The following is a 12,039-nucleotide window of genomic DNA, read 5'->3' on the forward strand; positions in this document are numbered from 1 at the left end:
GAAACGTCAAGAGAAACGCCGGGCTGTCCGGTAAACTGGTACCAGAAAGGCAGGGAAGCCACCCGACATGAACAAGGAATACGGAGCCATTATCCAGGACTCGGTCGATTATATCGAAAGCCGTCTGGCGGAGGAGCTGACGCTTGGGGAGCTCGCGCGAAGGGCCTGCTTCTCGGAGTTTCACTTTCACCGGGTATTCCAGGCGCTAACCGGAGACCCCGTCATGGAGTACGTCCGCAAAAGAAGGCTCGCCACCGCCGCCTGCCGGATCGCTTACACCCGGGACAAGCTGATCGACATCGCCCTGGACTCCGGCTTCCGTTCGCAGGAGACCTTCATCCGAGCCTTCAAAAAGCTGTTTCACCTTACCCCCGGCGACTACCGGAGGAGAGGCTTCCAGCCCCCGCTGTATCCGAAGGCGGACATCGCGAAAGCCTTATCCGGACTTGGCTTGCAGACCAAACGGTATCAGCAAGCCCTGCAGGGAAGCCGGCCTTACATCCCATCTTATTTAGGAGGCATTCAAATGGATTTCAAGATGATAACCAAGCCCGCATTCCAGCTGATCGGCTACGAGCTCCGGACGACGTCCGAGGACGGCCGCAACCACCGGGAGATCCCGGCCTTCTGGCAGTCCTATCTGCAGAACGGCGACGGCTGCCGCATCCCCAACCGGGTGCACAAGGATTCCCCCGTGGAGCTCGGCGTCTGTACGGATTTCGACCTCGAAACGGGACAGTTCTCCTACCTGATCGGAATGGAGGCGGAGCATCTTCAGGACATTCCCGAGGGCTTGGTCGGGCGAGAGTTCCCCGCGGCCCAATACGCCGTCTTCACCACCCCGCCGGTCGCTCACGACCAGTTTCCCTCGTCCATCCAGAGCACGTGGGGAGCCATCTTCTCCGAATGGTTCCCCCACTCGGGCTACGAGCACGCCGGGGGCGTCGAGTTCGAGCTCTATGACGAACGCTGCCATCAAGACAAGCACGAGCGGCTTCAGATGGACATCTACATCCCCGTTCGGGAAGCCCGGGTTCCGGCCGCAAAAGGGCCACAGGGATAGATTTCCGTAAGTCCTCCCGTTCCTGCTCCAGCCGTTGAAACCGCGATCGACTTGGAAAGGTCGTGGTTTTTGGCATGAGCACCGGTTCTCGTTTGACCATTGCAGCCGCATTCGTTAAAATTCGGGCATAGACGCAGAAGAGTCAGCGGAGCTTTGCCGGCAGCTTGCGGCGCTGCTTCCACCTATTCGCGGGGCTGCCGATGCGTCGGGCGCCCCTGCCAACGAGGAGGAATAACCTATGGGAGTGTACGATTACAAAGCCGTGTCGCTAAAAGGCGACGAGGTATCGCTTGATGCTTACCGGGGCAAGGCGCTGCTTATCGTGAACACGGCGAGCAAGTGCGGCTTTACCCCTCAATACAGCGGCCTTCAGGAGCTGTACGAGAAATACAAGGACCAAGGGCTTGAAATTCTCGGCTTTCCCTGCAACCAGTTCGGCGGACAGGAGCCGGGCGGCCGCGAAGAGATCGAGGACTTCTGCCAGGTGAATTACGGCGTCACCTTCCCCATGTTCGAGAAGATCGAGGTGCTGGGCGAGAACAAGCATCCGCTGTTCGCCTACTTGACGGAGGAGGCTCCTTTTGAAGGCTTCGACGTCAGCACCCCCGGAGGCGGCAAAATGCAGGGCATGTTCGAGCAGCGGATGCCCGAAGCGTTGAAGACCAACGACATCAAATGGAACTTCACGAAGTTTCTGGTCGACCGCAAAGGAAACGTCGTGAAGCGCTTCGAATCGCCGGTCACCCCGGCCGAGCTCGAGCCCGCGATCGAAAACGTTCTGTAGCAGCGACCGATCCATACGAATACAAAAAACCGCGCAAGGCTCAAGCCTTGCGCGGTTTTGCTATGTCCAGTCCTTGTTTCGCGCTGCACGCCTCTTCCAGAGCGGTTTGTCCACGTCACCTGGCCGGTGTCCGACATCAACCGACGGTGGTCCAACCACGGCCAACCGCCACCCCGTCCATTACCCCTTCACCGCTCCGATCATAACCCCTTTTACGAAATACTTCTGAACAAAGGGATACAGCACGAGGATCGGCACCGAGGCGACCATGATCGTCGCATACTTGATCGTCTCGCCGATCTGAAACTGCTCGGCGGCCGCGGCTCCGGACGACATGGTGTCCGTATTGTTCGCGATCAGAATCTCCCGCAGGATCAGCTGCAGCGGAAACAGCTCGCGGTCCTTGAGGAAGATGGAGGCGTAGAACCAGCCGTTCCACTTCTCGACCGAGTAATACAGAATCATAACGGCGATCACCGGCATGGACAGCGGAATGATGATTTTGAACAGAATGGTGAAATGGTTCGCTCCGTCCATTTTGGCGGATTCCTCGAGACTTTCCGGCACCGCCTGGAATGCCGTGCGCATGATGATCAGGTTAAAGGTGTTCACGGTGAACGGAATGATCGTCGCCCATAAGGAATCGATCAGACCCACTCCCTTCACCACCAGGTAGAGCGGGATCAGCCCTCCGCTGAAGAACATGGTGAGCACGATGACGAAGATGAACACTTTGTTCCATAGGACGTTTTTGCGGGAAAGCACGTAAGCCCCGAGGGACGTCACCAGCAGATTCAAAGTCACCCCGCAGACGAGGATGAACAAGGTATTGCGGTAGCCCTTCAGAATCGCCGGGTTGTCGAACACGCTCTTGTAGGCGTCCAGCGAGAACCCTAGCGGCTTCATAAGAAGCCCCTTGTGGCTGATCAGCTGTCCGGCGTCGCTTAAGGAAGCGAAGATGACGTACAGAAGCGGATATAACGTGACAATGACGAGAAGGATCAGGACGGTGTGCACCAAAATGGTGAATATCCAGTCTCCGGCTCCGTAGCGGGTGGTCATGTCGGTTCCCCCTTTACCATAGGCTGTTCTCGCTTACCCGGCGGCTTATCTTGTTGGCCAGAATGAGCAGGGTCAGGTTGATTACCGAGTTGAACAGCCCCACCGCCGAACTGTAGCTCCAGCCGAACTCCAGAAGCCCTTTGCGGTACACGAACGAAGAAATGACGTCCGCCGTGTCGTAGGTGCTCGGGTTATAGAGCAGAATGATCTTCTCGAAGCCGACGTTCAGCATGTTCCCCATGCGGAGGATGAACATGATGACGATCGTCGGCAGAATGCCCGGAAGGGTAATGTTCCAGATCTGCTTCCAGCGGCTGGCCCCGTCGATGCGGGCGGCTTCGTACTGCTCCTGGTCGATGCTCATAAGGGCCGCGATGTAGATGATGGATTCCCAGCCGATCTTCTGCCAGATTTCGGAGAGGATGTAGATGGAACGGAACATTTCCGGCTTCTGCAGCATGGCCTTGTCGTCGAACCCGAGGTAGGTGAACAAGGTATTGATGATCCCGCCGCTGTTCGTAAAATCCTTGATCATCCCGCAGATGACGATCAGGGAGATGAAGTACGGCATATACGTCACCGTCTGCACGAACCGCTGAAACTTCCGGTTCCTCAGCTCGTTGATGAGGATGGCGAGGATGATGGGCATCGGAAACTCGAAGCAGAGTGCGTACAGCGAGATGATGACCGTATTCTTCAGAATCCTCCAGAAATAATAGCTGCCGAAGAAGTCCTGAAAATGCCGCAGCCCCACCCACTCGCTTCCAATAATCCCCTTGATCGGGGTGTATTCCTTGAAGGCGATCACCGCCCCGTACATGGGGGCATAGTGGAAGATGACATAGTAGGCGATGACGGGAATCATCATAAGATACAAATACTTGTTAAGCTTAAAATCGCGCGTGAACCGGGCGCCGAAGGACAGGCTGCGCGGCTTGGCGGCCCGGCCGAGGGCTTCCTTGCCCGGCGGATTCCAATTCAGTTCCTTCTGCATGCTGCTCCCTCCCATCCCGTTCCGTTATCCGGCAGCCGTGGGGCAAAGGGGCGGAAGCCGCCCCTGCCTTCCGGCTGTTAACGTTTGTTGTAGCGGTCCAGAGCGGCCTGCTTGATCTGAATGGCGCGGTCCAGCTTAACGGATTTGAATTTCTCTACATATTTGTCGAAGGCGTCGACCGGCTCGGTGCCAAGGATGATCTTGAGCGTCATTTCATCGACCAGTGTGTTCAGGTCGGTCATGATCTTGCCGAGCTCCGTGCTCTCTTCCGGCGTGGCGGTGATGGCCGGCAGCTTATGCTTGTCGACGTCGGTCTTCTGCCACTGGGTGATCGCTTCCCGTTGGGAAGGCAGGCCCAGATACTGCTCAATGTACCGTTTATCCTGCACGAACGGACCATTGTAGTTGCCTCGGATATAGAGGGACATCGCCTGGGCCGGAGCCAGCTTATCCGGATTCTTCAGAAGCAGATCGGTATATTTCGGATAGCCGTTCTCCATCTTGTAGGAGGTTCCTTCGGTTCCGAAGTTGAAGAACATGTGGCCTTCCTCGGTATAGCCGTAATCGAGCATTCTCGCGGCGAGCTCGGCGTTCTTCGAGGTGGCCGTGATCGCCACCTGGCCGCCCGGCGAGTAGGCGGCGTCCTTCTGTCCGTAGAACGGGGTATCCCCCTTCTTCACCACCGGATAAGGGGCTCCCACGAGCAGTGCTTTAGGGTCCTTGGCTGTGAGAATCGGCATCCATTTGCCGATGCCCCCGCCCGCATTGTTAACCGTCGCGCCGGTCGCGCCGGACGATATGTTGGCGTCGAGAGCCTTCTGGTCCACCGTGGCGAAGTTCTTGTCGATCAAGCCTTCCTCGTACCATTTGCGGAAGGTCGCGAGGAACTCCTTGTACCCCTTCTCCGCCGGCCCGAACTTGATCGCGCCGTTGTCCAGATAGAAATCGCGGGTGACGCCGAACGCCCCGGCAAAGGCCCCGTTGCCCAGCTCATTGAACGGGCGCGGCGCGCTGATGACGGAGAAGGCGGCCGCCGCACCTTTTTTCTCCTTGAAAGCCTTCAGGGTGGTGTACCAGTCGTCGATCGTCTGCGGAATCGGAAGACCGAGCTCATCCAGCCAGTCCTTGCGGAGAATCGGCCCCTGGTACACCCTCAGGTAATCGTCGCCGCGGATAAAAGGAAACGCATAGTAGCTGCCGTTGTCCGTCTTGACCTGCTTGTCGATCTCGGGATGCTCCTTCAAATATTTTTTCAGGTTGGGGGCGTACTTGTCGATTACATCGTTCAGCTTGAGAATGTAGCCGTCCTTGATGGCCTTCTCCGGCCCTCCGGGGAACGCCCCCAGCCAGTCGTATTCGATCATATCGGGAAGCTCGCCCGACGCCAGCAGCACGTTCAGCGCTTCCTTCGCCTGGTTCGTCGGCGGTGCCGAGAATTTCAGGGGAACGCCGGTCTTCTTCTGCCAGTCTTGGAAGAATGGAACGTCGGCATGGGCCGATTTCACCCCGGTCAGGTTGCCGGCGAGCTCGCTCCAGTAGGTGAGGGTTTTGGCCGATTTCAAGGGATAGCTGGTGGCGCCCGCCGGTGCGGAGCTGTTGTCGGGACCCGTTGAAGGAGCAGGATCTGCGCTTTTGGTAGAAGAGCAGGCGGCCGCCAGACTACCTGTCAGGGTAGTGAGGACAAGCATGGATAAGAGCTTGCGTCGGTTGGACTTCATCTCTATGACCTCCTGTAGTTCCGGGATGGACCGGTTGTCCGGGGATCTCCCCCATGCCTCCACTTTATGATAGCGCTTACGTAAATTCCATCGCCGATTTCGCCAATTCCGTCTTAAAAATCTCCCGGTCCCCTCTTCAAAATATCCAATTCCATCGGCAATACCGCCAAAAAAACCGCGGCCTCACCGCGGTTCTCCGGCCCTTTCGGTTCTGCTGCCGCTCTGGCCTCTTGCCGCTTTCCATGCAGCCTCGTCACCCGTCTATTCCTTCGTATGGTGGTAGGACTCCAGCGCCTCCTTGTATTTCCCCGGGGTAAGGCCCTCGGTTTTTTTGAAGGCGCGGATGAAGGCGTTCGTGTCGTTGAAGCCGACACAGGAAGCGGCTTCCCCCACGCTCTTGGTCTTCATCAACACCTTCGCCTGCTCCACCCGGACCTTGTTGATGTAATCGAGGAGGCCCTCCCCCGTTCCATCCTTGAACAGCTTGGACAGGTAGGTCGGCTTGCGGTCGAACTGCTGGCCGATCATCGTCACGTTCAGGTTCGGATCACGGTAATGGCCCTCGATAAACGCCTTCACTTCCTCAATCAGCTCGCTCAAGCCCTTCTGGCGGGACTGCTGGAGCGCTTGTCTCCGTCTTTCTCCGGTAAATTCGCAAACCTCCCGCAGAAGCAGAGTCAGCCCCTCGTGCATTTCGCCCACGGTCCCGCCCGTAAGAAGCGGTTCCAGCGGCTTCGGCCCCCGCTGCAGGAAGCTCTCTCCCTGCTCTCCGGTCTCGCCGATCGTCTTCAGCATCGTGCTGACGAGGTCCATCATGAGCAGCCGGGCAAGGAGAACGGAGACTCCCGGCCGCTTTACGTTGCGCTCAATGATGTCATGGAGCAAGGCCTCCGCCTTCTCCGTTTCCCCAAGCTTCACATGGCCCATCAGCTGCCGCTCGACCTGCAGGGGATAATAGTAGCCGTTCTCCGTCTCGCGCGTCCGGTTGGGGCGGATCTCCCCATAGGAGAGGATCTCCTTGCGCCCCATCACCAGCTTGTATTCCATCGCATCCACCGCTTCGCCGAAGGCGCGGGCTATGCCCGCCAGCCCGCTGTGAATCCCGCTGATCGAGACGGTCAGGTGAATGTGGTACTGGGCCGCCAGGAAAGCCTGGGCTTCCCGGGCGATGCGGAGCAGCTCCTCCTGTTGCTTGCTCCGGTCCTCCATGGTCAAATTCACAAGGCAGGCGAGCATTTCGTCCACCTCGGCGGCATAGCCCGCATTGTTCTGGTTAGCCAACTCCTCCATGACGTTCATCACGATAAAATGCAGCAGCTTCCACCGGTTCCCTTCGTCGCTGTCCGGGAAGCGCTCGAAGAAAGCAGCGCTTTCCTCGACGACCAGGAGCAGGACGCCGAAATCGCCGGATTCGAATTTCATGCCGAAGGTTGTCAGCGCCTCCGCGACCGGAATCTCGCTCCCCGGCCTCCCGCGCAGAAGGCGGGTGATGAAATTCGACCGGAGCACATGACGCTGCTGCTCCATCCTCATCCGGATCTGATCCACCTCGAGCAGCGTACGGTCCACCGCCTCCTGCAGAAAGCGGAATTCGTTATACGGCTGCGTGGATTGGGATGCGCTCTGCCGGGAAAAGGCCTGAACGAGCCGGCGCACCGGATGATAGTTCATCCTCAGGAACACGGTCATGAGGAGACCGCCCCCGAGCAGGCTGACCGCCATGCTCATGAACGTCAGCCTGCGGACATGCTCGGCCTTGCTCCAATACAGGCTGCGCGGGACCATCGAGACATATTGGAGACCGGAGCGTGCCGAGCCGATCTTCATGACCTCGAATTCTTCCCCTTCGGGACTCTTATACAGCAGCTTCGAAGAATCGGCCAAGGCGTCGATCGGCCAGCTGTCGCCGGCGGTATCGGAGTTCGACACGAGCACCTGGTTTTCTTGGTTGAGAATAAAGACATGGCCCTTGTTAAAAAGCTCGACGTTGCGGATCGCCCCGAGAATACGGGCCTGGTCGATCATGATGACATTGGAGGCCGAGGGCCCGTCCTTCTCCATTGGATATGAGCTGACATAGGCGACCGTTTTTTCCAGCTTGCCGTCATCGGTGATCCGGTACATGGGCACGAAGCCCCGGTTGTTCGTCCGCTTAAGCAGGGAGCTCCAAGCGCTAAAGGGAAACCCTTCGGTCTTATGGAGGGTTGCATAGGCGAACGCCCCTCCCCGGACCGTGCCCGGGAGAATGACCTTGTCGTCCCCATTCAAGTATAGATAGAACAGGTCGATGAAGGAGTAAGACGTTTTGTAGACTTTAAGCTCCTGGGAAATCTGGTAGAGGTCGTATTCGTAATCCTTCGGGAACACCTCATATTTGTTGGAAAAAAGCACTTCCTGCACCTTCAGGTTCCAGGTCATCTCGAGGTTAAGCCGCTCCATCGTCTGGAATTGGTTGTCCATGACCTCGCGTACCTGCTTGAGCAGCGATTCGTTCGCCGAGTCAATCTCTTCCTTCAGCGTCCGGCTGGATTCGAAATAGACGAGGATCCCGATAATCACGGGAAGAAGCAGAATAACGGCGTAGGACAGGAACCAGGTCAGCACGATACTGCGTTTGTTGAACGAAAACCGAAGCCCCTGCATCCGGCTCCTCCCTTCTTCCCCTAACCATCCGGCGGATGGCGGACGTAAGCGTTTACCCCGAACAAGCAAAAAAAGAAAGACAGGCAAAGCGCGGGCGCTTTCCTGTCTTTATTGTAGAGACTGCGGGAGGATGGAGTCAATCGGTAAAGCCAGGGTGAACAACCCTTACGGAGGAGCTTTCCTATAAACAAGATTAGGGCCAGGAGGAAACGGACTGCTTCCGGCGGGGAGGGCTTCCGACAAGGATTAGACCCTACCGGTGCCGGCTTTAGGCTTAGGCTGGCGCGGCCACAGGCTGTAGCTGAAAGAGATCAGGAAGTCGAGACCGAGCACAAGGGTCCAGATGCGGATCACCTTCAGAAGAGATTCGGTGGAGCCTTCATCGGCGAGGAGCATCATGCCGTACAGCAGGCCGCAGCCGATGATCCAGGCGGCCGCATGAAGCAGCCACCCGGATCTTTCGTACCGGGCGTGCTCCGCGCCGTATTTCTTGACGGGAGCGGGACCGCCGGCGAACCAGTGCGCGAAGCGAAGGTCGGCCCAGCGGATCATCCGGCTGCCGAAGGCAAGCGACCCGCCGATATAGACGGCCGAAAGCCCGTGTGCCCAGCCGGCGGTTCCTCCGTTCCGAAGATCGGCGTAAGCCGTAAGAAGAATAACCAGGTCGATAACCGGGGTGCAGGCGAGAAGCACTACCCCGAGCTTCGGGCGGCGGAGCAGGTACCGGCAGGCCAGACCCGCGGCGACGAACACCCAGAAGGCGATCTCACTTCCAATCAGGAGAACGGGAATCAAGGGGCTTCCTCCTTTTTAGTACAATCGTATTATTAAAAGCCATGGTTTATTATAGCACTTCCGTATTAAAAAACAATAGGCTACAATAAAGCCATGCCGAAACTAGTGGATCACCGCAAACGAAGAGAGCTCCTGGCCCAGGCGGCCTGGCGCGTCATAAGAAGAGCCGGCCTCGACGGCTTGTCCGTTCGGACCGTGGCCGAGGAGGCCGGGATGTCGCTTGGCTCCCTGCGCCATTACTTTGGCAGCCAGGCGGAGCTGCTCGCCTTCTCCATGCGGCTCGTCTCCGAGCAGGCGACCCGGCGCATCGAAGGCCTCCCCTACACCGGCGAGCCGCGGGCGGACATTCTCCTGATCATCGCGGAGCTGCTGCCCCTCGACGAGGTGCGCCGGGAGGAAGCCGAGGTGTGGCTCGCGTTCGCGGCCAAGGCCGTCTCGGATCCGGCGATCGGAGAGCTGTACCGCGAGGTGCACGAGCAGCTGTACGCCGGCTTCCGCCGGATGCTGGAGGGACTGGCCGCCGTAGGGCTCGCGAAGCCGGGTCTCCGCCTCGAGACGGAGACGAAGCGGCTTCATGCCCTGGTCGACGGGCTCGTCCTTCACCATGCGGCGGCTCCGGAGCGGGTTACCTCCGAGGACATGCTGGCTGCGGTCACGCTGCATCTCGACAGCCTGCTCGAGCGGCCCGCCGAATAGGCTGCCGGCGGAGGTGGGAGAGACGCCGAAGGGACGGCGCTCCTCCGATCACCGGCAGTCCGGGTTCGGGTTCCTTCCAGCCGGACGCCTCCCCAAGCCGCCATAACCTTGCATAACCCGATTGCCTCCTGGTGGAAGCGTTCGGGTTATTATTTTAAATTCACACTTCATACAACTTCGCCAGCTCCGCCACGTGCCGGCGCACTTCCTCCCGCACCTCCGGCGGTCCCAACACCGTCACCAAGGAACTATAGCTGAGAATGCTCCGGACCGCTTTGTCCAGGGAAGAATAGCTCGCGTTCACCGACACGGAGCCGTCCGGATGGCTGGTCACCGGATCATAACCGAACTCGTCCCGGACCCGGGTTCTCACAGAGGGATGAAAATGAAGCTCCGCCTTCACCCTGGCGAAGTCAGCCTTGGCCATAAACTGCCTCTCGACATCCTCCAGGGTGTAATCGCGGCGGACGAAGGCTTCGGACAGGACCTCCAGGTTCGTCATCCGAGACAGCCGGAAGACCCGATAATCGGAGCGGCTCCGGCAGTATCCGTACAGATACCAGATGTAGCCCTTCAGAAAAAGCCCCATCGGCTCCATCGTGCGGACCGTTTCCGCTCCCCGGTTATCCCAATAGCCGAACCTCACGAGACGCAGCTCCTTCATCGCCTTCCGGAGCGGACCTATCTTCTCCTTGTCGTTCGGAACCGGGGTAAAATCCAAATCCACGTTGCCCGCTTTGCCGGAGCCCCCTTCTCCCGAAGCCAGGGCTCCTATCCGCTCCAGCAGGCGGTCGAGCTCGGTGCTTTCGGTCGCGGACCGGGCTCCGCGAAGGGCGCTGATGATGGAGGAGAAGTCGTCCATGGACAAGAGCTGCTTGTCGAGGCGGTACCCCGGCATAATCTCATAGCCTCCGTCCGAACCGGCAAACGACACAATCGGAATGCCCGCGAGGTTAATCGCCTCCATATCCCGGTAGATGGTGCGAGGGGTCACTTCGAAGCGCTCGGCCAGCTCGGCAGCGCTCACACGGGTCTTATTCAATAAAGTCATCGTGATGGCAAGCAGCCGGTCTAGCTTCATGCGGCTTTCTCCTTACGTATGGATTGGGTTCTGTTGTTTATTCCTTTACGGGATTGGCCAAAAGGAACTCCGGCGCTTCTTCCTCAGCTGCCCAACCGAGCAGCCGGCGCCCCTCGCTTTCGATCGCCTCCCGCTGCCCTGAACAGAGAGGAGTGAAGGGCTCCACGGTGAGAAGGGCTTTTCCTTTGGCCCGTTCAATCCGCCACGTTCCGGCAACGAACCCGTCCACCAGAAAGGTGGAGTGCACGAGTCCATTACGGGTAATCACCCGCTTGCGTTCCTCTTCCCCGATAATCCGCGAACGGTCGGCGTGGGAAAGCAGACTATTGTCGAACTCTCCCATAAACCGGACGGGAACCGGCGTATCCTCTTCCGGCCGAGGGGCGTCCGGGAGGTCGAACAGCTCTACGCCGTTCTCATCCAGGAAGACCGACAGCCTCGGACGCAGCTTCTCCATTTCCGGACCGAGCCGGGCAAGACCCGACCAGGCCTGCACATCCTTAACGGAGGCTGGGCCGAAGGCCGCCAGGTACCGGAGAATCCACCTGGCCGGGTCCGGTACGTCGGCAAGCGGCCTGCCCAGCCACGATTCGGCGGACGTGTGCACGGCCTGGCCGCTCCGGCCCCAGAGGCCGCGCGGCGGGAGCTGAACGAGCGGCACGAAGGTACGCACCGCCGCGCAGAGGGCGGCCGCATCCCGGCCGGGCCACCGGTCCTGGAGCCGCTTGCCCAGCTCCTGGAAGGAAAGCGGCTCCTCCTCGACCCGGCGGCGTCCCTCCCGGGCCAGTTCCTCGCGCTCCAGCCCTTCGAGGTACCGGCTGTGCTGGCTTCCCTTCAGGCCGCGGTCCAGCGCGGCCTGCACCCAGGGGCGCAGCTCCCTGGCGTCCGCAGCGGACACCAGGTGAAGGGTGGAGCGCATCAGGGCGAGGCGGACCGCCTTCCTCTCCTGGATAAGCCCGCTCAACTCCTCGTGGCGGAAGTTCTGCAGTCTTGCCCAAAGCGCATAATACGGCGCGGTCGGAGACTGCGCCTGCAGCCCGGCCAAGTGTTCAACCGCTTCCAGGGCGGAAAGCGGGGAACGGTCCAGCAGCAGCTGCCGGGCAAGCAGCGCGCGGTTCAAGGCTCGGCGGCTCATGACCTTCCGGTTAAGGCTCGGACTCTCATGCGCCTGAGGGCGGACGGGTTTAGCGCGGCTCATGCGTA

At 59.3% G+C, this 12,039-nt stretch carries 10 protein-coding genes; 3 read left to right on the forward strand and 7 right to left on the reverse strand.

The window, feature by feature from the left end; genetic code table 11:
- Positions 1-67: 67 nt before the first annotated feature.
- Together MJA45_RS26325 and MJA45_RS26330 are read left to right on the forward strand one after the other, a co-directional pair.
- Positions 68-1,063 (forward strand): AraC family transcriptional regulator, encoded by a 996-nt coding sequence (locus MJA45_RS26325; protein WP_315604852.1) that lies wholly within the window; start codon positions 68-70, stop codon positions 1,061-1,063.
- Positions 1,064-1,301: 238 nt separating this feature from the next.
- Entirely contained in the window at positions 1,302-1,847 is a 546-nt protein-coding gene (locus MJA45_RS26330) for a glutathione peroxidase (protein WP_315604853.1), read from the forward strand.
- A 180-nt stretch (positions 1,848-2,027) separates the two neighbouring features.
- On the opposite strand, the gene MJA45_RS26335 is transcribed toward MJA45_RS26330, so the two are convergent.
- The 5 genes from MJA45_RS26335 to MJA45_RS26355 form a co-directional block, all read right to left on the reverse strand.
- Entirely contained in the window at positions 2,028-2,909 is an 882-nt protein-coding gene (locus MJA45_RS26335) for a carbohydrate ABC transporter permease (RefSeq protein ID WP_315604854.1), read from the reverse strand.
- 13 nt (positions 2,910-2,922) lie between these two features.
- Positions 2,923-3,777 (reverse strand): ABC transporter permease, encoded by an 855-nt coding sequence (locus MJA45_RS26340; protein WP_315608109.1) that lies wholly within the window; start codon positions 3,775-3,777, stop codon positions 2,923-2,925.
- A gap of 203 nt (positions 3,778-3,980) precedes the next feature.
- Positions 3,981-5,621: an extracellular solute-binding protein gene (locus tag MJA45_RS26345; protein ID WP_315604855.1), complete on the reverse strand. Its 1,641-nt coding sequence runs from the start codon at positions 5,619-5,621 to the stop codon at positions 3,981-3,983.
- Between the two features lie 261 nt (positions 5,622-5,882).
- Entirely contained in the window at positions 5,883-8,264 is a 2,382-nt protein-coding gene (locus MJA45_RS26350) for a helix-turn-helix domain-containing protein (protein ID WP_315604856.1), read from the reverse strand.
- A gap of 246 nt (positions 8,265-8,510) precedes the next feature.
- The gene (locus MJA45_RS26355; RefSeq protein ID WP_315604857.1) at positions 8,511-9,059 is read right to left on the reverse strand and encodes a hypothetical protein; all 549 of its coding nucleotides are present in this window, start codon (positions 9,057-9,059) and stop codon (positions 8,511-8,513) included.
- A gap of 93 nt (positions 9,060-9,152) precedes the next feature.
- Here MJA45_RS26355 and MJA45_RS26360 point away from each other — a divergent pair, with 93 nt between their 5' ends.
- The gene (locus tag MJA45_RS26360; RefSeq protein ID WP_315604858.1) at positions 9,153-9,755 is read left to right on the forward strand and encodes a TetR/AcrR family transcriptional regulator; all 603 of its coding nucleotides are present in this window, start codon (positions 9,153-9,155) and stop codon (positions 9,753-9,755) included.
- A gap of 160 nt (positions 9,756-9,915) precedes the next feature.
- On the opposite strand, the gene MJA45_RS26365 is transcribed toward MJA45_RS26360, so the two are convergent.
- The gene (locus MJA45_RS26365; protein ID WP_315604859.1) at positions 9,916-10,836 is read right to left on the reverse strand and encodes a helix-turn-helix transcriptional regulator; all 921 of its coding nucleotides are present in this window, start codon (positions 10,834-10,836) and stop codon (positions 9,916-9,918) included.
- Between the two features lie 37 nt (positions 10,837-10,873).
- The gene (locus MJA45_RS26370) at positions 10,874-12,034 is read right to left on the reverse strand and encodes a winged helix DNA-binding domain-containing protein (RefSeq protein ID WP_315604860.1); all 1,161 of its coding nucleotides are present in this window, start codon (positions 12,032-12,034) and stop codon (positions 10,874-10,876) included.
- Positions 12,035-12,039: the final 5 nt, after the last annotated feature.

This window comes from Paenibacillus aurantius (assembly GCF_032268605.1).
Classification (GTDB): domain Bacteria; phylum Bacillota; class Bacilli; order Paenibacillales; family NBRC-103111; genus Paenibacillus_AO; species Paenibacillus_AO aurantius.

Bases quoted from the DNA above. Each gene is read 5' to 3' on its own strand.
- MJA45_RS26330 (WP_315604853.1), top strand. From the start codon at position 1,302: ATGGGAGTGTACGATTACAAAGCCGTGTCGCTAAAAGGCGACGAGGTA.
- MJA45_RS26325 (WP_315604852.1), top strand. From the start codon at position 68: ATGAACAAGGAATACGGAGCCATTATCCAGGACTCGGTCGATTATATC.
- MJA45_RS26370 (WP_315604860.1), bottom strand. From the start codon at position 12,034: ATGAGCCGCGCTAAACCCGTCCGCCCTCAGGCGCATGAGAGTCCGAGC.
- MJA45_RS26350 (WP_315604856.1), bottom strand. From the start codon at position 8,264: ATGCAGGGGCTTCGGTTTTCGTTCAACAAACGCAGTATCGTGCTGACC.
- MJA45_RS26360 (WP_315604858.1), top strand. From the start codon at position 9,153: ATGCCGAAACTAGTGGATCACCGCAAACGAAGAGAGCTCCTGGCCCAG.
- MJA45_RS26340 (WP_315608109.1), bottom strand. From the start codon at position 3,777: ATGATGATTCCCGTCATCGCCTACTATGTCATCTTCCACTATGCCCCC.
- MJA45_RS26345 (WP_315604855.1), bottom strand. From the start codon at position 5,621: ATGAAGTCCAACCGACGCAAGCTCTTATCCATGCTTGTCCTCACTACC.
- MJA45_RS26335 (WP_315604854.1), bottom strand. From the start codon at position 2,909: ATGACCACCCGCTACGGAGCCGGAGACTGGATATTCACCATTTTGGTG.
- MJA45_RS26365 (WP_315604859.1), bottom strand. From the start codon at position 10,836: ATGAAGCTAGACCGGCTGCTTGCCATCACGATGACTTTATTGAATAAG.